Origin of the sequence: Arthrobacter gandavensis (assembly GCF_015355785.1) — a bacterium.
GTDB classification, from domain to species: domain Bacteria; phylum Actinomycetota; class Actinomycetes; order Actinomycetales; family Micrococcaceae; genus Arthrobacter_B; species Arthrobacter_B gandavensis_A.
Genome location: NZ_JADKYW010000005.1, coordinates 837857 through 860670 on the forward strand (window position 1 = coordinate 837857; position 22814 = coordinate 860670).

The following is a 22814-nucleotide window of genomic DNA, read 5'->3' on the forward strand; positions in this document are numbered from 1 at the left end:
GCCGGAAACCGCGAACGGTTTCCGGCCCTTCTGTTTTCGGGTCCTGCTCAGTGGTGCCGGAGGTCTTCCGCGATTTCCCGTGCAGCGGCCTGGAGGAACGGAACTGCCCGCTGCCCAAAGGCTTCATCCACCCGGGAGACCGGCCCGGAAACCGAGATGGCGGTGGGGCTGGGCGCACCGGGCACGGCGACGGCGAAGCAGCGCACACCCAGCTCCTGCTCCTGCTCATCTACAGACCAGCCGCGCTGACGAATCTGTTCGAGGTCTGCCAGCAGCTCATCTATGCCGGTGATGCTGGCTTCCGTGGCTGCCGGCAGGCCGGTGCGGGCCACGATGCGGCGCACCTGATCAATCGGGAGATGCGCCAGGACCGCCTTTCCGACGCCGGTGGCATGGGTATGGGCGCGCCTGCCCACCTCGGTGAACGTGCGCATGGAGTGCCTGGACGGCGCCTGGGCGATGTACAGCACCTGGTCCGAATCCAGGACCGCCATATTGGCTGTTTCACCCAGCTGGTCGACGAGCTTCTTGAGCACCGGCTGGGCTAGGGCGCCCAGCTGCGCGGTGGCCCCTTCACCGAGCCGGATGAGCCGGGGCCCCAGGGCGTAGCGCCGGTTCGGCAGCTGCCGGACGTAGCCCAGGCCCACCAGAGTGCGCAGGAGTCGGTGGATGGTGGGCAGCGGCAGATCCGCGGTTGCCGCGAGCTCGCTGAGCGCCGCTGAACCGCCGGCGTCCGTGATGAGTTCCAGCAGCTCGAAGACCCGCTCCACCGACTGCACTCCCGAGCCACTGGTTCGCTCAGCCATATCGGCAGCTCCTTCCGGTACGGTTCACCGAGGCGAACAGTGCAGCGCTGGATTCTCATTCCGTATCGCAAACAATATTATCCGTTGTACGAAAGTCGCGGAGGAGGTACTGCCATGGCTGAACCCTTCGGGGACCTGACCGTGAACTGTTCAATGATGCTCGCGGATCTTCCTCTGCTGGAGCGCCCGGCGGCAGCGGCAGCGGCGGGGTTCGACGCCGTCGAATTCTGGTGGCCCTTCGAGTCGCCGGTTCCCGGGGACCGGGAGGTGGATGCCTTCCTGACGTCAATCTCCGATGCCGGCGTCCGGCTCACGGGGCTTAACTTCTACGCCGGGAACATGTCCGCCGGGGAGCGCGGAGTACTGTCCTCTTCGTCCCGCAGTGCGGCGTTCCGTTCCAGCCTGGAGACCGCCGCCGGCATCGCCGAGCGGACGGGGTGCCGCGGGTTCAACGCGTTGTATGGGTTGCCGGAGGCTGACACCGCGCCGGCGGTCCAGGCGGAGTGCGCGGTGGAGAACCTGGCGGCGGCCGCCGACGCCGTCGCATCCCTGGGCGGGACGGTCCTGCTTGAACCGCTCAGCGGGCTCTCCGGCTACCCCCTCCGGACCGCAGCCGACTGCTTCGCCGTCCTCGAACGGGTGCACGCCGCCGGACAGCAGAACATTGCCCTGCTGGCGGATTTCTACCACCTGGCCGTCAACGGCGAGGACGTACCGGCCCTCATCGCCGGGCACGCGGCGTCGTTCGGGCACATCCAGCTGGCCGACGCTCCGGGACGCGGTGCCCCCGGAACCGGCAGCCTGCCTCTGGAACGGTGGACGGCGTCTGCTCTTGCCGCAGGCTACCGGGGATTAATCAGCCTCGAATACCTCAGCTCCAGCGCGGAAGCCTTCACCTGGCTTGAGCCGTACCGGGCTGCCGCGGAGTAAACGCCGGCGCGGAGGTTTCCGCCGGCTCCGTGGGGAGCTATCGGGTGCGGGACGTGCGCAGCGGCAGCTGGTGGAGTTCGACGTCGACCGTTCCGTTGTCGATGCGGGCCACCATGTACGTGCAGTACGGCTGGCGGCGCCGGTCTGTGGGCGATCCCGGGTTCAGCAGCCGCAGTCCGCTTGGCGTTATGGTGTCCCAGGGAATGTGGCTGTGTCCGAAGACGAGGAGATCCTTGTCTTGGTAAGCATCCTGCATACGTGCTTCTCGACCTTTTGCCGCGTCGGTTTCATGCACGACGGCGATCCGCACCCCGCCGACGACTGCGGTGCCTACCTCCGGCAGCCTGGCGCGGAGTCCGGGCCCGTCATTGTTCCCCCAGCAGGCCAGCAGTGTGTGTGAGCGTTCCTGCAGCTCATCCAGGAGGTCCTCGCTCACCCAGTCACCGGCATGAATGACCAGGTCTGCGGCTTCCACTTCATCCCATATCTGTGCCGGCAGGGCCTTGGCCCGCTTTGGCACATGGGTGTCTGCGATCAGCAGCGCCCTGGTTGTCATTCCCGTTCCCCTTTCGGTATTCCCGGCAGGGCGCCTTCCGGAACCCGGAACCTAGGGTATCGGGCCCGTGAAGTTTGCTTCATGTCTCAAAGCTGGAGCCGGGCTTCATGCTCCGCTGGACCCTGCGCTAGAACGGCGGTGGATCATCTTCGATTCCATTCATTCCTCGGTTGTCGCTCCGGCTGCCCGTTCGGCGGGTGCTGGATGCTGGCGCGAAGTCTCCGAAGCGGGCATCACCCTTGGGCGGATACGGATACCTCCTGCGCTCAATGTCGGGCTGTTTGTTGTTGTCTCGCAGCGAATTCGAGGTGAGGTCGCCCGGGACGCAGTCCACTGCCGGGTCGGTTGTGTAGGTGCGGCCGGTGGGCGAGTTCCATTCGATGGTTCCAGGTTCTGGCTGGCGTGCCTTCCAGTGGCCCAGGGTTTTGAACCGGTGTTTGGGACAGAGGTGTTCCAGGTTCGCGTGGTCCGTGGGACCCCCGCGTGAGTACGGGGTGGTGTGGTCGATCTCCGCATGCGTGACATTCACGGAGCAGCCGGGGAACCGGCAGGTTCCGTCCCGTGCCTGGAGCCAGCGTTTGAGTCCGGCCGGGATACGTCGTGTTCGTCCGACGGTGAGGATTTCACCGGTGGCGGGGTTCTGGAGCAGGGGTGTCCAGTGCAGGGGTGTCCAGTGCAGGGCGTTGAGGATCATGGTGCGTGCGGTGTCGGCGCTGATGGGTCCGTAGCCGTTGAGTTCTGCCGGGTTTTCGTTTAGTCCGGCCAGGGTGTCCGCGTTGATCAGGACCATGACCTCGGTACGCACCCCGGAGCGGTTCTGGTTCCGGTTCCGGTTCTGATTTTGGTTCCGGTGCCGCTCGGCACGGCGGGGCTGCCCAACTGGACCTGCCGAATTCCCACCGGTTCCAGCACCCGCCTGGGCCACTCCGGATCCGTGGCCGGGAACGTCCCTTGGACCCTGGGTGGCTTCGCTGTCTTGGGCGTCTTCGCCGGCTTCCCTGCCTTCGGTGGCGGAAGGAGAGGCGGAGGCTCTGTCATCGGGAGTCGCGGCCTGGGCTTCCGGTGGAGCTTCGAGGAGCAGGTCGGTGAGGGTGTCCGCGCGGAGCTGGTCCATGGTGCGGGGATCCCCGGCGCGTTTGCCGGCTTTCGCTGCACCGGTCAGGGCAGCGAACATGGCTTGTCCTTTCTCGGCGGCGATGATGGCGCTGAGGCAGGACATGCCATCGGGCAGGGGCTGGAAGCTCACACGTCGTTTGTCCTTGGCCTGCCGGTGCCGGACAGGAATCAGGTCAGGAAAACGGGTTTCACGCAGCCTGCGGGCACGGCGTCCGAACCCGGCAGCGGTCCTGTCCTCCGCCGCAGCAAGCAGGTCGCGTTCGAACGCGCCCCGCACGGTGAGCACGGCACCGGACCCGCGATCGGCACCGGACGCGTCACTTCCGGGTTCGGTTCCGGGTTCGTCTGCGGGTTCGGTTCCGTCCGGCGCACCGGGTGGGTCCTGCGTGCCGGGCCCGTTTGCGCTGTCCTGCGCATCCGGGGTGTTCAGGCCGAGGTCCAGCTGGCCTGAGTCCCCATCAGCCGGTGGGCCGGTGCGCTCTGGACCTGTGCCGCCGGAACCATCACCGGGGACTGGTTCCTCGAGGAGATCGGCGGGCAGGTTATGGGTTTCGTCCAGAATGATGCGCGCGTGCTGCAGAGCGATCCTGCCCTCGGACAACCGGGTGAGAGTCTCCGGCGACTCAGAGCATAGGCGGGTGGATTCGCTGATGAGCTGCATCGCGCTCATGTGCGGAATGTTCAGCGCGGTGGAGGCTTCAGCAGCAGCCAGGCTCATGGCCAGGGCGGGTTCTTCCCGCCCGCCGGAGGCCTCGGCAATGTCCCTGACGAAGAGCACTTCCAGCCGGGCAGCGACACGGGCCTGCTGAGCCTGGGCCCAGGAGATGAGCATGCCCACGCGCTGCAGGGCGGACACGGTTTCGTCATACCCGAGGGTCTCCGGGCCGCGGAGGGATAGCTGCCCGGTGAATCCTTCAGGCAGGGACCCGGGAACGGTAGTCTCAGCCTGTGCTGGATCAGCGTGGAACACGGCTCCGGACGAAGCCGGGACTCCGGTACCGGGACGGGGCGGGGACTGAGAGTCGGAGCTCCCGGACTGACCGGACTGGCTGCCCTGCCCGGCGCCCGGTGCATGTTCCTTGCCGCGCCGTGGCGCCCTGCCCTGCTCTGTCTGTCGTGAACCTGGCCGGGGTCCCTGCCGGAGATGGGACTCCGTACCCGCGCCACCGCCGGGAACACCGCCGGACGCACCCGCGCCACCGCCGGGAACACCACCGGACGCACCCGGTTGTTCCCGGTCAGCTGACCGGGAAAAGGGGACGTCCGAGGAACGGTTCATACCCCTAGACTTTCAGCTGCCACTGACATTCCGGGACCAAAATCAGCCCTTTTCAGGACCGCCAATTACGGGCTATTTACTCGACTTTTGGATGCTGGCACCGAACTGGGCACTGGTACAGCGAATTACTGGCACAGCGATCGCGACACACCTCATCCCCATCCCAAAGATATGGCGGCTCAACCTACTGATTGGCCCAATCCAGGGAAACCCGGACCTGGCCCCGGGTTCCGTCGGCATAGCTGACCTGCAGAAGGACACCTGTCTCGGGATAGTCCTTGAGCTCATCACCGGGAAACCACAGCACAAAGTACCCGTTGGCAACACTGCCGCTCACGTCGCCCTGGGTTTCGCTGGCATAGGAGACAGCACTGACCTCGGATCCCGCGGCACCCACCACCATGGACAGCTCACCTGCTGAAGTGGATCCCATACCCATGGCGGTAGGCAACAACCCACGCGCAGCCGGCTCAGCTCCGCCGGGAGTCTTGCCTGAGTACCCGAGGGAACTGCCGAAGAGGGACCCCTCCGTGACGCACATGGAGGAGAAGCCGCCAGGGCCGGAAAGCACCACTGTGGTCCACTCGCCCCGGCGCTCGGCAATTGCCACACTTGCTCCTAAGGACTCGCCCCGCCGGTCCCACCCGCGGCAGGCATTCCCGGCCTTTTCGCTGGCCACCGGGCTCAGCTTCGATGCTGTCCGTGTCCAGCTTGCATAGGCCGGATCACCGCCGCCAAGTACCGGAACAGCAAGGATCGCTACGGCAGCCGCCGCCGCGGCACCGGCCAATACAAGACGGCGGTTCCAGCGCGTCCGGCTCGGTATGGGATGTAGCTCCACACCGGCGTCGTCAGCCAGTATCCGTTCAAGGTCCCGGTCGCTTCGCTCCGAGACTGCACCACGCGGCGCAGCCGCATCCAGTGACTTCAGCAGCACATCTGTTTCTTCATCCCGCAGCATTACGGTTTCCTCTCGCCAGCAGGTACCCGCACCGCGGCGGCAACGGGAAGGTGGTCCAGCAGCAGCCGCAGCGCCCGGCGGGCGCGTGTGAGCCGGATCCGGTAGGCGACCGGGGAAATGCCCAGGACTGCTGCCGCCTGCGGTCCTGGAAGGTCCTCGAAGACAGCCAGCCCCAGGGCTTCCTGGTGGACCTCGGTAAGCTGCCGCCAGGCGCGGGCAACATCCATCTGCTGTTCCACGAGATCAATCTCAGCCGACGACACCGGGACTGAAGCAGTTTCGCTGAGTCGGATGCCAAGCGCGTCTCGGCGCTGCTCTCCGCGTCGGCCGTTGAGCATGATGTTTCGGCCAATGCCGAAGATCCAGGCACGCCGGTCTGCGTCCTCCGCCGGTAGGTCCTCGATCCTGCGCCACACCACCAGGAAGGTTTCAGCTACGAGGTCTTCGGCATGGCCGGAGCCCGTGCGCCGCTGCACGAACCTCAGCAGGTCCGGGTACACGGCGGCATAGAGCGCCCTGAAGCGCGCCTCGCGGTCCGGCTCACCTGGGAACTGGGTCATGCCCCGTACCTGTCCGCCATGCGCCCGAGTGTTTCACACCGGCACGCGAAAGTTCCTAGCCGGCGTACTGCCGCTTCAGGTCAGCCTTGCGGATCTTGCCGCTGGCAGTACGCGGGAAGTCAGCCACAATCTCAACGGTCTTGGGGATCTTGTAGCGTGCCAGGCGCCCGTCCAGATGAGCGGCAACCTCGGCAGGCTCAAGGGTGAACCCGTCCCGCAGCGTTATCAGCGCCTTCGGCACCTCGCCCCATTTCTCGTCCGCCACGCCAATGACGGCGACGCCGCTCACTGCATCCAGTTCGCTGATGATTTGTTCCACTTCGGCGGGGTAAATGTTTTCGCCGCCGGAAATGATCATGTCCTTGAGCCGGTCGGAGATGAAGAGGAAACCGTCGGCGTCGAAATAGCCCATGTCCCCGGAGCGGAACCAGTGCCCGTCCACAAAGGCAGCTTCAGTGGCGTCCGGCCGGTTCCAGTAGGACTTGATGACATTCGGTCCGCTGATCTGCACCTCGCCCACTTCGCCGGGGTCGGCGTCGCTGCCGTCCAGCCGGGCCACACGGACGGAGGTGAAGAAGTGCGGAGCGCCGGCGGAGCCGGCTTTCTCCCGCGAGAACGCCGGTGGCAGGGCGGTGGCGCCGGGTGCCGTTTCGGTCATGCCGTAGCCGCCGGAGAAGCTGAGGCCGCGCTCCTCATACGCGTCGATTACGCGCAGCGGCACGGCTGACCCGCCGCAGGTGAGCTTGCGGAGCGAGCTGATGTCCCGCTTGTCCCAGTCAGGGTGCTCGCACAGCAGCTGATAGGTCGTGGGGACACCGCTGATGTAGGTGGCCCGGTACTTCTCGATCAGTTCCAGGGTCCGTCCCGGCTCGAACCTGGTTTCCAGTATTACGGTGGCGCCTTTGAGCAGGTTCGGCAGCACCCCCATGTCCAGGGAGGCGACGTGGAACAACGGGGAAATCATGAGCGCAATGTCGTTCTCCGCCACGTCGTAGTCGACCAGGACGTTGAAGCAGTTCCAGGCGAGGTTTTCGTGGCTGAGCAGTGCGCCCTTGGGCTGGCCGGTGGTACCGGAGGTGTACAGGATGATCGCGGCGTCCTCGAGCGAGACCGGAGCATCGGCGAACCCGGACGGCGCCGCGAAGGCTGCCTCGTAAGGCTGGACCCGGCCGTCGGCGTCATCGGCGCGGACGGCACCGGTGCCGTCGTCCACCAGGAGACGGAGCCCGACGCCGGTGCCCCGGGAACCGCGGACCGCCAGTTCGTCCAGGGCCAGGGTGTTCACGAGTACGGTGCTGCCGGAGTCCTGGAGCGCAAACTGGATCTCGGGCGGAGCCAGCCGGGTGTTCAGCGGAACGAAAACCGCGCCAAGTGAACCGGCAGCAAAGAACGTCTCAAGAAACGACGGGTGGTTGTCGCCCAGGAACGCCACGCGGGTTCCGTGTTCGACCCCGGCGGCACGCAGTGCTGCGGCCAGGCGGTTGATCCTCTCGTCCAGCTCCGCGTAACTCGTTGCCTGGTCACGGAAGACCAGTGCGGTCCTGGAACCTGATTTGATCCGCTGGCGGTGGATCCATGACCCAAGGCCCTGGTTCTGCATTGCTCAAACGTCCTTCATCCGTGCCGGGTGGTGTTGGCGAGCGGGTGTGCCGGAGTCCGCCTGAGGAGGTGCAGGCGGACCCCGGCACGGCTCGTTACTGGATGGTCATTGCTTCCAGGTCCGGGGCGTTCTCGACGAACTTGTACTTGAGCATCAGTTCGCCCATGTCATTGAGCTGTTCGGTGCGCAGCTCGGCGTCGTACTGCTCCATCTTGAGGTTGGCTGCGACCTCGGCAGGCATGTTCATGAAGGCCGGGAGGACCGCCTTGACGTCGTCAATGTTGGCTTCTGCCTGTTCCAGGAGGTCTTCCATGGCGGTCTTGAACTTCTCCACCGTTTCGGGGCTGGAGGAGGCATAGTTGCCGGACGTGAAGGTCACCATGGTGGGCATGCCCGGGACGGCTTCCTGGTTGGAGTAGCCCACCAGGACGTTGTCCGGGTTGGACAGTGCTTTGCTGAGGAACGGCTCCGGAATCCAGATGGCGTCCGTGTTGCCGAGGTCCAGCTGGGCTTCCATGTCCGGGAAGGGCATCTCGGAGAACTTGATCTGCGTGGGATCAGCACCGGCAAGGGATGCCGCTTCCATGATGGTCAGGTCGCCCTGGGTGTTCACCGCGTTGACGCTGGCGGTCTTGCCCTCCAGATCGGCGAAGCTGGTGATGCCGGAGTCGGCCCGGGCCACAACACCGTTGATGTCTTCGCCTTCGGCATAGGAGTTGGAGTACCCGGTGACAATCTTCATGTCCAGGCCCTTGTCCTTGGCCACCATGACGGTCAGCGGGTTGCCGACGGCGAAGTTCATGTCTCCAGTGGAGACCGCGGGAAGCATGGCCGCGCCGCCCTGGCCGGTCTGGAGTTCAACGTCCAGTCCGTGCTCTTCGAAGATTCCTTGGTCCACGCCGTACTGCATGGCGGCCGACGGCGCGATGCCGATGACGCCAACGACGATCTTTTCAAGCTCGCCGCCCGCCGCAGCGGAGCCGGACGCGGACGGGGAGGAGCTTGAATCGCTGCCTGACAGACTGCCGCCGCCGCAGCCCGCCAGTGCCAGGGTGGCGACTGCGCCGAGCGCAAGGGCCTTGGCAGCCCGCCGGGTTATGAAGTGCCTCATGACTTTCCTCTTCCTTGAGGGGAGAACTGCTGGTGGGGTGATACTGCTGGAGGTGGTGCTGGTGGTGCGTTGGTGCTGCCCGAACCGCGGACGGGGCCGGGAGTGCGGCTGGCAGGTCAGGCGTAGAACCGTGCCAGGAACTCTGCGACGACGGCGGGACGGTCTTCGCCGTCGATCTCGATGGTGTTGGACGTTTTGATCTGCACGCCGCCCTTAACCTCGGTGACCTCGGAGATTACCGAGTGGAGGCGGACCTTGGAACCCACCTTCACGGGATTGGTGAACCGGACCCGGTCCAGTCCGTAGTTGACCTTGGTCTTCACGCCTTCGACGTCAAAGAGCGAACTCCACAGCGGAATGATCAGTGACAGGGTCAGGAAGCCGTGGGCAATCGGTGCGCCGAAGGGACCGTCCTTCGCCTTCTCCGGATCGGTGTGGATCCACTGGTGGTCATCAGTGGCGTCGGCAAAGGTATTGATCTGGTTCTGCGTGATCTCGATGTAGTCGGTATAGCCGAGGTCCTTGCCCACCAGGGAGGGCAGTTCTTCGAAGGTGACAACAGTGGCACTCATGTGTTTTTCCTAGCGTCTAGTTGGTGGCGGTCTCGGGCTGGAGCTCGGCGGGCAGCGGCGGGAACTTCTCGCCCACGCTCTGCTGCCGTTCGGCGAAGGGGAAACCTCCGGCGAGTTCCTCGTAGCTCCAGCCGCCGTCGCGGTATTCGGTTTCAACTGCTTCCGGGTGGGACCAGAGCTGCAGGCGGTCACCGCCCACACCGATTGCCTGGCCGGTGATGCCGGCTGCCTCTTCGGAGGCCAGGAACGCGATCAGGCCGGCCACGTCTTCAGCGGTGCCGAAGCCGAGCGTCTTGCGGAAGAAGTCAGGCATGGCCTCGCCCCGCTCGTCCGCTTCGACGGCGGCGGCGAAGTACGGGACGGTCTTGGTCATGGCGGTTGCCGCCACGGGAATGACGGCGTTGGCGGTGACGCCGGCCTTCTTCATTTCCATGGCCCAGGTCCGCACCATGCCAACAATTCCGGCCTTGGCGGCTGCGTAGTTGGTCTGCCCGAAGTTGCCGCGCTGGCCGGTGGGGGATCCAATGGCGATGATCCGGCCCTGGACGTTGTTTTCCTTGAAGTAGGCGTAGGCTTCCCGCACGCAGGTGAACGTTCCGCGCAGGTGCACGTTGATCACCAGGTCAAAGTCCTCATCCGTCATCTTCAGCAGGGACTTATCCCGCAGCACGCCGGCGTTGGTGACCAGGATGTCCAGGCCGCCGAAGTTTTCCACGGCAGCGTTCACCAGCGCCTTGGCGGTTTCGGTGGAACCTACCGGGGCAACTACGGCCACGGCGCGGCCGCCGTCGGCTGTAATGGTGGCGGCGGCTTCCTCAGCGACGGCGGCGTCGACGTCGTTGACCACCACTGCCGCACCCTGGCGTGCCAGCTCGCGGGCGTAGGCCAGGCCCAGCCCCCGTCCACTGCCGGTAACGATCGCAACTTTGCCCTGAAGGGACATTCGAACTCCTCTTGATTGTGTCCTGCCTCACACCATGACAACCGAAATAGTTGAGAAAGTCAACAGTTGAAACGAGGCGTACTCTTGACTCATGACTGAGACGGCCAATCAAACTGCGCACACTGCAGCACCCCCGTCGGCCGAAGCCGGAATCGAGCGCCTGTATGCATCCGAACTGGCCAACGAGACGGAATTCCTTGCCGCACGTGCACGCTCGGTGGGGTCACGGCGCGCCAACGAGGACCTGGCGGCGCTGGATCTGAAGGTCCGCTCCTATTCGGTCCTGTCCCTGGCCTGCAGCGGACTGAACCCCTCCCAGCGGGAGCTGGCGGAGTTCCTGTTCCTGGATCCCAGCCAGATCGTTGCGCTGGTGGATCAGCTTGAGAAGCGCGGGGCCGTGAAGCGGAAGGCCGATCCCCGGGACCGCCGGTCCAACATCATCGCCCCGACGGCGGCGGGCAAGCGCCTGTATGCCCAGGCGGCCGCCGTGGTCCAGGGGGCGGGGGATGCCTCACTTGGAGCGCTCTCCCCCGCCGAGCGGAACCAGCTGCGTGACCTGCTGCGCCGGGTAGCTTTCGCGGACCAGGCCTAGCCCTTTCCCAGCGCGCCGTTCATCACGCGCGTGAGGGAAACAAACCGCGGGTTGGCAGCCAGGTCTTCAACCAGCACCGGGCGGCCGTCCGGGCCGGCCAGCGGAACGCACCAGTTCGGGTATTCACGTGCGGTGCCCGGCTGGTTTTGCGTCCGGCGCTCACCTACGGCGTCCACCAGTCCCACCCCCACCAGGGCGGAGGGGCTCAACGCGATGAGCCGGTGCAGCGCCTCCACCGTCTCCTGCTCGGTGGGGTTCGGTCCCAGCAGTCCGTGCCTGCGTGCCAGGTCGAGGATGCTCCGGGTCGCAGCAGCGTCCAGTTCCCGTTCTTCCTCCACCGGCCGGTTCAGCAGCCCCAGCGAATCCCTCAGCGTAACGTGTTCACCGGCCAGGTATCCGGCTGCTGGCGGCAGGTCGTGCGTGCCAATCGTTGCCAGCGCTCCCGGCCGGTACTCCGCAGGGTCCCGCGGCCCTTTCCCGGTCTGCTCGAACCACAGGATCGACGTGCCCAGCACGCCCCGTTCCGCCAGGTAGCCCTGGACCCAGGGTTCGAAGACCCCCAGGTCCTCGCCAATAACGACGGCGCCGGCCCGGTGCGCTTCGAGGACGAGGATTCCCACCAGCGCCTCATGGTCGTAGTAAACATAGGCGCCCTTGCCGGGCTCCTCGCCCCGAGGAATCCACCAGAGGCGGAACAGGCCCAGGATGTGGTCCACCCGCACACCCCCGGCATGGCGCAGGATGGTGCGCAGCATGTCACGGTACGCCCCGTACCCGCTTGCCGCGAGCCGGTCCGGATCCCAGGGCGGCTGGCTCCAGTCCTGGCCAATCTGGTTGAACATGTCCGGAGGTGCGCCCACTGAGACTTCCGGCGCCATCACATCCCGCAGTGTCCACGCATCGGCACCGCCGGGATGGACTCCCACAGCGAGGTCGTGCACGATTCCGATGTCCATGCCCGCACTGAGGGCGGCCCGCTGGGCAGACTCGAGCTGCTCGTCGCAGATCCACTGCAGCCATTTGTAGAACATGGTTTCGTCCGCGAGCTCCGCCGCTTTGCCGGCCGCCACGGCGCCGTGCGGCCCTTCCTGCCATTCGGGTGCTTCCGGTGGATAGGACGCCAGGGCACACCACAGGGCAAAGCTGTCCAGGCCCTGGCCTGCCTCGCGGACGAAGGCCTCGAACTGCTGCACCCGCGCGGGACTCCGCGGCACCTGGTAAATCCGCCGAAGGGCCTGCAGCTTGGCGGCGTAAGACGAGTTGCGGTCCAGCAGCCGGGCATCGCGGGCCACTGCCTGCTGGGCCGCCGCCAGAGCCTCGATCCCGGCGCGCTCCACACCGGGAAGATAGGCATACTCCTCGATGGCTTCCACCCGGATGTAGAGCGGGTGGAAGAAACGGCGAGTGGCCGGAAGGTAGGGAGAGTCCTCCACCGGAGGCATCGGTTCGGCAGCGTGGAGCGGGTTGATGAGCATGAAGGCAGCACCGGCAGTGCCGGACACGGCGGACAGGTCGGCGAGGTCGGAAAGGTCCCCGATTCCCCAGGACCGTTCGGACCGCACGGAGTACAGCTGGGCCATCATGCCCCACGCCCGGCCTCCCGTTTTCGGAGCAGGCAGCCGGTCAGGGGTGACGGCCAGGACGGACTGTGCTTCCCGCCCCGGGAAGGAAACATGCAGCGCATGCCATCCCAGCGGCAGGCCAGGGGGAAGCTGCAGCTGCCTGGCTTCCAGCTCGACGCCGTCAACGATCGCCGTTTCGACGGCCTGCCCCGCCGCTGGCAGGGAATGCAGCGGTACGGAGCTGCCGTCCTCCGTTGTGATCCAGGCCTGAGCCTCGGCACCGCGGGGCAGGTGGACGGTAATCGGCAGCGGCTGCTGCCGGCGCACGACCACCGCGGGCGGCAGCGTACGCCGCCAGGGCGCCAGTGCCGCTTCCTCCAGGGATAACTCAGCCTGCTCCCGGGTTCCTGCGGGCGCCCCCCGAGCGGCCAGGACGCTGATCAGGGAAGCGTCCGAGACCTGCTGGACCCCGCCGTCCCAGCCGGTGAACGTTGTTGCAACGCTCTTCGCCTCTGCCAGCTGCTCCAGCAGCTCCCTTGCTGGTGCGGCGCCGTCGTCGTATTCCGTCATGGGGTCTCCACAGTCATGCGTGCCAATCTAGGCGCAAAGGCAGCCCAAAGACAGCGGAGGGACGGTCTGTGCCGCCAAAGCACCGCGGCGCTGGACGTCAGGGCCGCTTTTCGACGAGCCGCCAGACGTCCTGGTAGTCCACGTGTTCCGCATAGGGAGCAGCCAGCGCCGCAAGCGCCAGCGTGGTCCATTCCAGTTCGTCCGCGTAGCTGCGGCTGTCCGCCTCCGCATCCTGCAGCATGCGGGAAAGCGCGTTGCGCCGGGCGCCGCCAATGATGTCAATCAGCATCAGCTTGGCCTCGCATTCGCGCAGCAGGCGCTCTTCATACCAGCGGTCAGAGAGCGAAATCCCGGAGCCGCCCAGCAGCTTGCGTGACTCCGCGGCGTCTTCGTGAAAGCGCGTCAGCAGGAAATCCACGATGTCCATGCCCAGACTTTACGCGCCGGGCATCCTCTGCGTCAGGGGTCCGCGGGCGTTCCGGGAATATTTCCGCGCAGTTGATTGATTGACATAACTAGGCCCCCTCATAGAGACCCTTGCCAACTATCCAGGAGTTAAGTTTGCCCTCAGCCTGCGCGTCCCCATCCCGTTCCAATGCCCCTGCCCGCCGCGTCCGCAACGTCAGTTCGGTCCACCGCGGAGACTACGTCGAAGCCCGCAGCGGCGACGAGGTCTACTACCGCGGCGAGGTCCGTGACACAGCGCCCGGACTCGCAACCCTGTGGCTCAATGACGAGGAAACCGGGATGCACACGGCCGTGAGCACCGAGGACTTCACCATTTGGCGCACCCGGCGCTAAGCACCTCCGCTTGCCGGGCGGCCCGGCTTAGCCGGATATCGAGCTCAGTCAAGCATCGCTCCGGCGCTGATATTGATGGTGGCCCCGGTGATGCTCGCCGCCATGTCCGAGGCAGCGAAAACCGCTGCGTTCCCAACATCCTCGAGCGTGGCCGCACGGTTCAGGAGCGTGGCCTGGGCAATGATTCCGGCAATCTCTTCCCGCCCCTCCATAGCGGCGGGGAGCGATTCCGGGACACCGCCGGACCGCAGCGTCACCACCCGAATACCAAACGGGCCCAGCTCAATGGCCAGCTGGCGGCGCATCGATTCGATGGCTTCCAAGGCCGCGACCAGGCCGCCAAGGTACTGTCCCGGATCCTCGGTTCCCGAGCCCCCGAAGGCCAGGATCACTCCCGACCCCTGTTCCATCATGTGCCGGGCAGCCGCCTGCGCCGTGATGAACGTAGCCTGCACCGCGGTGGAAACCGGCCGCAGGTAGTCCTCCACATACATGGCTGCCATGGGAGTGCCCTGCACATCGCCGTGCTGGATCACGTTCAGTGAGATGTCCAGGCTCCCCGCCGTCGAAGCGACATCATCAGCGTGGGCATTAACCGCTTCCTGGTTCAGTGCGTCCAGCACGGCGATTTCCGCCAGACCTCCCGCCGTCCGAATTTCCGCGGCGACCTCCTGCAGGGGTGCCGCGTTCCTGCCTGCCAGGAATACCCGTGCACCCTCGCGGGCAAATGCCCGTGCAGCGGCACCGCCGATCGATCCGCCGCCGCCGTAGATGACCGCATTCCTGCCGTTGAGGAGCATGCCGGTGTCCTTGCCTGAAGGGAATGGGGGACGCAGTGCGCCTCATTCTGGCACCGGACGGATCAGAGGGCCAGAGTCCAGGCCACGTCCCGGGGATCGACGGCGTCAAGCCGGGCAGGATTCCACTTTGGCTCATTCCTCTCCAGCAGGCGGGCGCGGACACCCTCGCGGAAGTCGGGGCGTCCGATCATCCGCTCTGCCATCACCAGGTCCCGCTGCAGGGTCAGGGCGAGGTCTGGTTCACGCGCGGCTGCACGGAGCGCGGCAAGGGCAACGCACAGCGAAAAAGGCGCCATCGCGCGGATGGCCCGGACTGCCTCCTGCGCGGCCGGCGCCGGGTGCCGCTGCAGGTTCCGGAGGATGGCAGGAACATCCACTCCTGCGTAGCACTCGTCGATCCAGTTCCGCTCCGAAGCCAGCGGTGCGGCCGGAGGCTCGACGGCGAACGCGGCCACCGCGTCCCGGGCACCGCTGCCCGCGGTTTCAAGCACGGCCAGCAGATCGGCAAGCGAGCCGGAGGGGACATAGAAGTCCGCAAAGCCGCAGAGCACGGCGTCGGCACCGGTCATGGAACCGGCCGTCAGCGCAAGGTGGGTGCCGAGTTCGCCGGGCGCCCCGGACAGCAGCAGGGACCCGGCGCAGTCCGGGCTGAAGCCGATGCGCACCTCCGGCATTGCGGCTGTAGTCCGCTCCGTGGCGATCCGGATGCCGGCGTGTCCGGAGACTCCGACGCCTCCGCCCATGACAACACCGTCCATTACGGCCACATACGGCTTGGGGAAGGCTGCCACTCGTGCGTTGAGGGCGTATTCGGCCGTCCAGAACTCCATGGCCTCAGCATCGGTTCCCGAGGCGATGGCCCGAATATCCCCGCCCGCGCACAGCCCCCGTTCACCGGCACCGTAAAGCACCACTGCCTGCACTGCGCTGTCCGTTTCCCAGTCCTGCAGGACCCGGTCCATCGCCCGGACCATGTCCAGGGTCATGGCGTTCAGCGTCCGCGGGCGGTTTAGCCGGATGGTTCCCAGGGTCCCGGAGGTCCAGGCCTGGAGTTCGTCGGTGGCATGCGGGGAGGTTCCGACCGGTGCGGAAGCAGGCGAGGAATTCATGCCCGCTAGCATCCCAAGTTTTTCCCATCCATCCCAGCCCAAGCCAGCTGCGCCGGCTGCAGGCGATCTTGCCCGCGGCCGGCGCAGCTGTGGATTGTTGGATGTGCCGCTCTCCTACCAGCGGACCTTGCGTTCGCGGCGGCCTTGGCGGCCATGGGCGTGGCTGGGCTTGCCGCCCTTGCCCAGGCTTTGCCAGCCGGGCAGGTTGGCTTCCTGCTCCCGGGCTGCCGCAAGCCGCTGCAGGTTCTCCTCGCTGAGACGTCGGGCAGCTGCGGGGGCAATGTTGACCTGCAGCTGCGTCTCGGCTCCAGCCGAGGGCTCGTTGAGCAGACTGGCTGCTTCGAGCCGGTTCTGTGACGGGTTGGATGTCGGTTCGGTCATGGGTCGCTCCATTTCATCTCTGGCTTGGCTGGGCCAGGGTGAGCCCTTCCGGGCACGCGGGGGCTCAACGCCACCGGCGGGATTTCGAGCTGCAGACGGAAGGACGCGCCAAGCCGAGGCCAGCGGTTTTTGTGTGGGTCTGCGTTGAGCGGTTCGCGCCGCTTAGAAGAGGCCGGCAGTTCCCGGCGGGCGCAGTCCGCTACTCGAAAATGAGCATGTCCATGGCAGGACCCTAACAAGCCCGGGGGGCGTTGCAAAGGGAGAGGCCAAAAACTGCGGGAATTACCTGAATCCGCCGTCGCTGCTCAGGACCTGGCCCACCATCCACCGGCCCTCGTCGCTGGCAAGCCAGGCGATGAGCCGTGCCGGATCATCCGGTTCGCCGAACCTGCCCGCCGGGAAATGGTTCAGCACGTCAGCGAGGACCTCCGGCGGACGGTCAGCCGTCTCCGCAGTGAGGTACCCCGTATTGACCGGGCCGGGGTTCACGGTGTTTAGGAGGATTCCCCGGCGGGCCAGGTCCGCCGCCACGGACGGAGTGATGCCCGCCAGAGCTGCCTTGGATGTCGCATAGGCAATTTCCGAATCCATGACCCCGCGGCCGATCTGCCCGGAAGTCATCCAGATGACCCTGCCTCCAGGCCGGCCGTCATGCTGCGCCGCGAACCCGCGGGTGGCGAGCAGCGTGGAGCGGGCATTGACCTGCCAGTGGGCGTCGAGCTTTTCCGGAGTAATCTCCGCCAGCGGCCCGTCCCCGCCGCTGCGCGCGTGGTTGCAGACCAGGATGTCCAGGTGACCCAGTCCCGCGGCTGCCGCGCCGATCAGCTCCGAAGCCCCCTCAGGTTCGGCCAGGTCGATGCTTCGGTGCACCAGGACGGCATCCGGGGCAAGCTGCCTGCGCAGCCCCTCGGCAACTGCGTCGAGGGAGTCCCCGCCCCACGGCTGGTCCAGGTCATGCGGTTGGTAGTGGGCGGTGAAGAGGCTCGCTCCCATGCGGGCGAGCCGCGACGCCACGGCATAGCCAATGCCCTGGCGGCGGCTCACCCCGGTGACGACGGCGGTCCGCCCCGCGAGCGGGAGGGGGTTGTCCACCATCACGGCCTTCCGGGTTCGGTGTCGGCGATGGGGCTCGGGGTACCGAAGCGGTGGGCCGTAATGCTGATTGCCTGTTCGTGCAGGAACGGCAACAGTTCAATCCTCCCCGACTCAGTGACCGGCTGCGCGTAAACAGCACAGTCCGGCCGTCCTCCCAAAGCCCCCGCCAGCGCGCTGCGGTCTCCGCCCAGCAGGCGGATCCGGGACGGCCGGGTGTCCGCTGCCGCCATCCGGGACAGCCATTCGGCGTCGTTTTCAACGGTGACGGAACAGGAGAAAGCCGCCAGGACAGCCGTGATGCCAGGAGCCAGCGCTTCCGGGACCGATACCGTCACAGCGGCTTCGGCCAGCAGCGCCGCAGAGAGGACGCGCAGCACGGACGGCAGCGGTTCGGATTCTGCCAGCCGGACGTGGACGGAGACCGGGAGGTAGCGGAAGAGGTTCCGTTCCGCGCTCAGCCCGGAGACGTCTCGAACCTGGCCGAATTCGGCCGCCCAGACTGCGGCGTCGGAAGCCGCTGCCCGGTGCAGGAACGCGAGGTCCGCGCTGGAGAGCACCGATGCGCCGTCGGCCTGGTCCAGCAGGGCGCGGACCTTGTCCCCCGGCTCCGCGTCAGCCGTGGAGGGCGCGGCGCTCCAGCTGCCCAGCCCCAGCAGGTAGTTGGGGCCGCCGGCCTTGGTTCCGGCTCCCACTGATGACTTCTTCCATCCGCCGAAGGGCTGCCTGCGGACAATTGCGCCTGTGATTCCCCGGTTCACGTAGAGGTTGCCCGCTTCAACGGCGCCGGTCCACCAGCGGATCTCCTCCGGGTCCAGCGAGTGCAGCCCGGCGGTGAGGCCGTAGTCCACCTGGTTCTGGAGCCGAACGGCATCCTGAAGCGTGTCTGCCCGCAGAACGCCCAGTACCGGGCCGAAGTACTCGGTGAGGTGGAACTCCGAGCCCGGCTGCACTCCGGCACGGATCCCCGGGGACCAAAGCCGGCCATCGGCGTCGAGCTTTTGGGGCTGGAGGACCCAGGTCTCCCCCGGGCCCAGCTCGGTGAGTCCGCGCAGCAGTTTGCCGGCGGCTGGTTCAATGACGGGTCCCATTTGTGTCCGGGGGTCCTCCGGCTGTCCCACAACCAAGGACTGCACCGCGTCCAGCAGCTGGTGGTGGAAGCGGCGGGACTCTGCCACGGATCCCACCAGGATCACCAGTGAGGCTGCCGAACACTTCTGCCCGGCGTGACCGAACGCCGACGCCGCCACGTCCCGGGCGGCGAGGTCGAAGTCCGCGCTGGGGGTCACCACAATGGCGTTCTTGCCCGACGTCTCGGCCAGCAGCTCAAGGTCGGGGCGGAAGGAGCGGAACAGTTCTGCCGTTTCGTAGGCGCCCGTCAGGATGACCCGGTCCACTGCCGGATGGGAAATGAGTTCACGGCCCAGCTCGGACTCGCCCAGCTGCACGAAGCGCAGCACGTCCCTGGGTACGCCGGCTTCCCACAGCGCTTCCGCCAGTACCGCCCCGCACCGTGCTGCCGGGCCGGCCGGCTTGAGGACCACGGATGACCCGGCCGCCAAAGCCGCCAGCGTGGAACCGGCCGGAATTGCCACCGGGAAGTTCCACGGCGGCGTGACGAGCGTGAGGCGGGCTGGATGGAACCGCGCGCCGTCGACGGTGTCCAGTTCACGGGCCCGCTCAGCGTAGTAGCGGGCGAAGTCGATAGCCTCGGACACCTCGGGATCACCCTGGTCCAGGGTCTTGCCCGCTTCGGCTGCCATGACTTCCAGCAGCCGGGCGCGCCTGGCTTCCAGGATGTCCCCGGCCCGGTGCAGGATCTCTGCCCGTCCGGTTCCGCCGAGGGCTGCCCAGTTTTCCTGGGCGGTCACCGCACCGTTCAGGAGTTCGTCGAGTTGATCTTCGGTCTCCACCCGCGACTCAGCGACGAGCTTACGGCCAGAGTCCGATCCGGGTACCCGTGACAGGATGTCCCGTCCCCACCCGCGGTTGGCAGGCAGGGAAGGATCCGTGTCAGGGGAGTTCGCGAAGTCGTCCGGCCCGGGCTCGGGAACCCGGGTTCGGTCCTGCTGGCGGCGGGGAGCCGGAACGCTGCTGTCCACGGCAGCCAGCGAGTCGAGGAAGCGCTGCTTTTCGCGTTCGAATAGCGATTCTTCGCTCGCCAGATCAAAGACGGCGGACATGAAGTTTTCACCGCTGGCGCCTTCTTCCAGCCGCCGCACCAGGTAGGCGATGGCGACGTCGAACTCCTGCGGGTGCACCACCGGGGTGTAGAGCAGCAGTGAACCGACTTCCTTCCGGACCACTTCTGCCTGTGCGGCTGCCATGCCGAGCAGCATTTCGACGTCGATGCCGTCCCGGACTCCGCGGGCGCCGGCGAGCAGCCAGGCGTACGCGATGTCGAAGAGGTTGTGGCCGGCGACGCCGATGCGGACGTTGCGGATTCGCTCCGGGTGCAGGGAGTATTCCAAAACGCGCTTGTAGTTGGTGTCCGTTTCGAGCTTCGACCCCCAGGTGGCCAGCGGCCATCCGTGCAGGGAAGCCTCCACCTGTTCCATGGGGAGGTTGGCACCCTTGACCAGCCGGACCTTGACGGGGGCACCGCCGGCGGCGCGGCGGGCGGCGGCGAAGTCCTGGAGCTGCTGCATGGCTGCCAGCGCGTCCGGCAGGTAGGCCTGCAGGACCAGGCCGGCTTCGAGGTTGTGGAACTCCGGACGGGAGAGCAGTTCCATGAAGACCGCCATGGTCAGCTCAAGGTCCTTGTACTCCTCCATGTCCAGGTTGATGAACTTGGTGCGGGGCGATTCGGCTGCGAGCCGGTACAGCGGGGCGAGGGTTTCCGCGACGTCCGCCACGGCCTCATCAAAGGCCCAGGGAGCGTGCGGCGCCACGGTGGAGGAGACCTTGATGCTGACGTAGTCCACGTCGCGGCGTTCCAGCAGCCGGCGGGTACCTTCCAGCCGGCGTTCAGCTTCCCGCCGTCCCAGCACTGCTTCGCCGAGCAGGTTCATGTTCAGCCGCACGCCGTCACGGCGCAGGCGGGCAATGGACTGGCCTAGGCGGTCCTCGGAAGCGTCGATGATCAGGTGGCCGACCATCCTGCGCAGCGCCCGGCGGGCTGCGGGCACCACCAGCGAGGGAACGGCCGGGCCCAGCACTCCGCCGGTACGTACGGCGGTTTTCAGGTACCACGGCAGGAAGTCCGGAACCTGGGGAGCGAGCTTGGCGAGGTTGCGGGCCGCGACCTGCAGGTCTTCGGGGCGGATCACCCCGTCAACGAAGCCGACGGTGAAGGCAAGGCCGCCGGGGTCTTTGAGGATTCCGGCCAGCTGCGCGGCAGAGGCGTCCACTTCGAGAGTGGACGCCTCTGCGAGCCAGGTCCGGACCAGCTGGATCGATTCTTCTGCGAGGTGGGCAGATTCTGGCTCGGAGCCGTAACGGGCATCATTGCCGGGGTGTGGCGATGTGGTGTGGGTCATCCTCCCAGTATTGGAGTCTTTCCTCCTCACGGGAAGGGGCTACCCGTTTCACCTGCGGTTATGTTCCGCTGCGCGCCAGAAACTAGGCCTGCGGGTACGCTCCGTACTGCGGAGCGCCGGCGTCGTAGCGGGCGCCTTCCGGCTTGCTCGGCATCAGCGCCAGAACCAGGAGGGCCAGTACGCCCAGGCCCGGCACCAGGGCCAGGAGGAACAGCCAGCCGGTAAAGCCGCCGTCATGCAGGCGCCGCACGGTCAGGGCGATGCCCGGCACCAGGGTGGCCAGACCCCAGAGTCCGATCAGCGCATAGGGGAACATGAAACTCGTTCCTTCGAGCTCTCCGGTCACCGTGTTCACGCTGCCAACAGCGGCAGTAATGGTCCAAATGCCCAGCACAGTGAGAACGATCGCGTTCACCAGCGTCCACCACCAGTATTCGCTGCGGCTCGCGCGGCCGGAGAACGTGGCGTACTTCTTGAAGAACCGCTTGACGGCATCACCGATGCCGGCACCGTAGAGCGGCTGGGACAGGTCCGCCGCGCCGGGCTGGGCCGGAGCATACGGATTGGGTGCAGAGTGCTGTGACATGTTCGAGTTCCCCCTGTGGAAGATAAGTGAAGGCTGCTTAGCATTTAGGCAACCGAAGGGATAATAGCCCACCTGCGGCAAAGAGGCGGCAAGCGGCTCCCCCGACCACATAACGGAACCCCGCCGGCCCGGGCGGGCGGCGGGGTTCCGTTGGAAGTTCTGATCGTGCTGGTCGTGCTGGTCATGCCTTGAGCTGTTCCCGGGAGGGTCAGCGCGAGCTCCCCGGGCCGCCGGCGCCGGAGCCCGAATCGTCGTGGCCGGATTCGTGGCCGGAACCTGAGGAATGGTGGCCGGGACCGGTATGGCCTTCGGTTCCCGCGGACCTGGAGCGGCCGGAGGCATCCTCCACCTCGCTCTCGATCCTCTCCCTGCGGACTTCCTCGGACACGTTTTCTTCTCCGGTGACCGTTTCGGTGTCCAGCCGTACGCGCTCTACCGGTTCGGTGTGCTTGTGGACCACCGGCTCCTCGGCATGCAGCGTGACTTCGTATTCGTCCTCACGCATTTCGGGGCCACGCATGGCGGCATCACGGTTGGCATCCGTAATTGGCTCCCGCTCGATCACCACTTCCTCATGACTGACCGGCACCTCGGTGCTTACGGTTTCCGTCACGGTGTATTTGCGCAGCCGGGCCTTGCCGGTTTCACGGCGTTCGGTCCCCACGTCCAGCTGCTCTTCCGAACGTGTCATGGCGTCGTCGATCCCGGAGCTGGAGGAATCCGAAAGTCCGGCGGTACCCGAGTGCCCGGTATCGGTTCCGGAGTCCATGCCGGAACCGGACCGGGAGTCGCCACCCAGGCCGCTCCGTTCCCGGTCCGTGCCGGCAACAGCCTCAGTCTCGGTCGCGGTCTCGGTGAGGGTGTCAGTGCCGGACTCCGCGTTGCGCATGTCCCCGTCGGAGGTGCCGTCGTCGTAGGTGAAGCCGTAATAGCGGTAGAGCGTGACTTCCTCCTCGGCGCTGATGGAGCCGTCACTGTGGATCTGCGGGGCGTTCTTCACCTCATCCTTGGAGTAGGGCACGAGCACATCAATGCCTTCGACGCTGGCCTCACTGAGCGGAATGAAGGTCTCGCTCGTCCCGAACAGGCCGGTGTTTACCGTGACCCAGGCCGGTTCGTTGGTCTGGTCATCGAGGTAGAACGTTCCTACTGATCCGATCTTGTCGCCGTTGGGACCAAGAACGTTTCCCGAAGCGGCCATGAGTCCTTCGACTTGCTCGTTGCTGATCATCGTTTTCTCCTTCGGCAGCGAATCTGCACCGGGTCCGGCACAGCGATCACGATTCCCGAGCCGGCTTTCCATCGAGGCAGCTTCCGCCTGCAGCTCCCCGATCACCGTGCCGGACGGATACCCGCCTGCGGCCGCACCGGTTCCGGTTCCTCTGGCCATTCTTCGACCGGGCCTGAA

General features: G+C 66.3%; 21 protein-coding genes. 3 read left to right on the forward strand and 18 right to left on the reverse strand.

Annotation, left to right across the window (positions count from 1 at the left end):
- Positions 1-47 precede the first annotated feature (47 nt).
- Complete coding sequence (locus ITX31_RS09030) at positions 48-806, reverse strand: IclR family transcriptional regulator (RefSeq protein ID WP_194783058.1); 759 nt, start codon at positions 804-806, stop codon at positions 48-50.
- Between the two features lie 114 nt (positions 807-920).
- On the opposite strand from ITX31_RS09030, the gene ITX31_RS09035 reads away from it, so the two are divergent.
- Entirely contained in the window at positions 921-1736 is an 816-nt protein-coding gene (locus ITX31_RS09035) for a TIM barrel protein (protein WP_194783059.1), read from the forward strand.
- Between the two features lie 37 nt (positions 1737-1773).
- Here the strand turns inward: ITX31_RS09035 and ITX31_RS09040 are convergent, their stop codons facing one another.
- The 8 genes from ITX31_RS09040 to ITX31_RS09075 all read right to left on the reverse strand — a co-directional run bounded on the left by ITX31_RS09040 (position 1774) and on the right by ITX31_RS09075 (position 10434).
- Positions 1774-2292, reverse strand: coding sequence for a metallophosphoesterase family protein (locus ITX31_RS09040; RefSeq protein WP_194783060.1), 519 nt, complete (start codon positions 2290-2292; stop codon positions 1774-1776).
- A 127-nt stretch (positions 2293-2419) separates the two neighbouring features.
- On the reverse strand, positions 2420-4378 hold the full coding sequence (locus tag ITX31_RS09045; protein ID WP_194783061.1) for an HNH endonuclease: 1959 nt from the start codon (positions 4376-4378) through the stop codon (positions 2420-2422).
- Between the two features lie 493 nt (positions 4379-4871).
- The gene (locus tag ITX31_RS09050; RefSeq protein ID WP_194783062.1) at positions 4872-5648 is read right to left on the reverse strand and encodes a hypothetical protein; all 777 of its coding nucleotides are present in this window, start codon (positions 5646-5648) and stop codon (positions 4872-4874) included.
- Positions 5648-6208, reverse strand: a complete 561-nt coding sequence (locus ITX31_RS09055; RefSeq protein ID WP_194783063.1) for an RNA polymerase sigma factor — start codon at positions 6206-6208, stop codon at positions 5648-5650. The genes ITX31_RS09050 and ITX31_RS09055 overlap by 1 nt, the downstream gene beginning before the upstream one ends.
- A gap of 55 nt (positions 6209-6263) precedes the next feature.
- Positions 6264-7808, reverse strand: a complete 1545-nt coding sequence (locus ITX31_RS09060) for an acyl-CoA synthetase (protein ID WP_194783064.1) — start codon at positions 7806-7808, stop codon at positions 6264-6266.
- Between the two features lie 94 nt (positions 7809-7902).
- Positions 7903-8919: an ABC transporter substrate-binding protein gene (locus ITX31_RS09065; RefSeq protein WP_194783065.1), complete on the reverse strand. Its 1017-nt coding sequence runs from the start codon at positions 8917-8919 to the stop codon at positions 7903-7905.
- A 116-nt stretch (positions 8920-9035) separates the two neighbouring features.
- Complete coding sequence (locus ITX31_RS09070) at positions 9036-9491, reverse strand: MaoC family dehydratase (protein WP_194783066.1); 456 nt, start codon at positions 9489-9491, stop codon at positions 9036-9038.
- A 16-nt stretch (positions 9492-9507) separates the two neighbouring features.
- Positions 9508-10434 (reverse strand): SDR family oxidoreductase, encoded by a 927-nt coding sequence (locus ITX31_RS09075; protein ID WP_194783067.1) that lies wholly within the window; start codon positions 10432-10434, stop codon positions 9508-9510.
- A 91-nt stretch (positions 10435-10525) separates the two neighbouring features.
- On the opposite strand from ITX31_RS09075, the gene ITX31_RS09080 reads away from it, so the two are divergent.
- On the forward strand, positions 10526-11026 hold the full coding sequence (locus ITX31_RS09080) for a MarR family winged helix-turn-helix transcriptional regulator (RefSeq protein ID WP_194783068.1): 501 nt from the start codon (positions 10526-10528) through the stop codon (positions 11024-11026).
- Here ITX31_RS09080 and malQ read toward each other — a convergent pair.
- A complete protein-coding gene (gene malQ, locus ITX31_RS09085) occupies positions 11023-13158 on the reverse strand; it encodes a 4-alpha-glucanotransferase (RefSeq protein WP_194783069.1) in 2136 nt (711 codons plus the stop codon). The two genes, ITX31_RS09080 and malQ, sit on opposite strands and share 4 nt — an antisense overlap.
- Positions 13159-13255: 97 nt before the next feature.
- Complete coding sequence (locus ITX31_RS09090) at positions 13256-13585, reverse strand: DUF6221 family protein (RefSeq protein WP_194783070.1); 330 nt, start codon at positions 13583-13585, stop codon at positions 13256-13258.
- Between the two features lie 134 nt (positions 13586-13719).
- Here ITX31_RS09090 and ITX31_RS09095 point away from each other — a divergent pair, with 134 nt between their 5' ends.
- The gene (locus ITX31_RS09095; protein ID WP_194783071.1) at positions 13720-13959 is read left to right on the forward strand and encodes a hypothetical protein; all 240 of its coding nucleotides are present in this window, start codon (positions 13720-13722) and stop codon (positions 13957-13959) included.
- 44 nt (positions 13960-14003) lie between these two features.
- Here the strand turns inward: ITX31_RS09095 and ITX31_RS09100 are convergent, their stop codons facing one another.
- From ITX31_RS09100 to ITX31_RS09130, 7 genes are all read right to left on the reverse strand, one after another.
- A complete protein-coding gene (locus ITX31_RS09100; protein WP_194783072.1) occupies positions 14004-14759 on the reverse strand; it encodes an SDR family NAD(P)-dependent oxidoreductase in 756 nt (251 codons plus the stop codon).
- A gap of 62 nt (positions 14760-14821) precedes the next feature.
- A complete protein-coding gene (locus ITX31_RS09105; RefSeq protein WP_194783073.1) occupies positions 14822-15868 on the reverse strand; it encodes an enoyl-CoA hydratase/isomerase family protein in 1047 nt (348 codons plus the stop codon).
- A gap of 114 nt (positions 15869-15982) precedes the next feature.
- Complete coding sequence (locus ITX31_RS09110) at positions 15983-16249, reverse strand: hypothetical protein (protein ID WP_194783074.1); 267 nt, start codon at positions 16247-16249, stop codon at positions 15983-15985.
- 282 nt (positions 16250-16531) lie between these two features.
- Positions 16532-17341, reverse strand: coding sequence for an SDR family oxidoreductase (locus ITX31_RS09115; protein WP_323745627.1), 810 nt, complete (start codon positions 17339-17341; stop codon positions 16532-16534).
- A gap of 2 nt (positions 17342-17343) precedes the next feature.
- Positions 17344-20820 carry a bifunctional proline dehydrogenase/L-glutamate gamma-semialdehyde dehydrogenase gene (locus ITX31_RS09120; RefSeq protein ID WP_194783076.1) on the reverse strand — a complete coding sequence of 1159 codons (3477 nt, stop codon included), beginning with the start codon at positions 20818-20820 and terminating at the stop codon, positions 17344-17346.
- Positions 20821-20902: 82 nt separating this feature from the next.
- The gene (locus tag ITX31_RS09125) at positions 20903-21406 is read right to left on the reverse strand and encodes a DUF805 domain-containing protein (RefSeq protein ID WP_194783077.1); all 504 of its coding nucleotides are present in this window, start codon (positions 21404-21406) and stop codon (positions 20903-20905) included.
- 208 nt (positions 21407-21614) lie between these two features.
- Positions 21615-22637, reverse strand: coding sequence for a PRC and DUF2382 domain-containing protein (locus ITX31_RS09130; RefSeq protein ID WP_194783078.1), 1023 nt, complete (start codon positions 22635-22637; stop codon positions 21615-21617).
- Positions 22638-22814 lie beyond the last annotated feature (177 nt).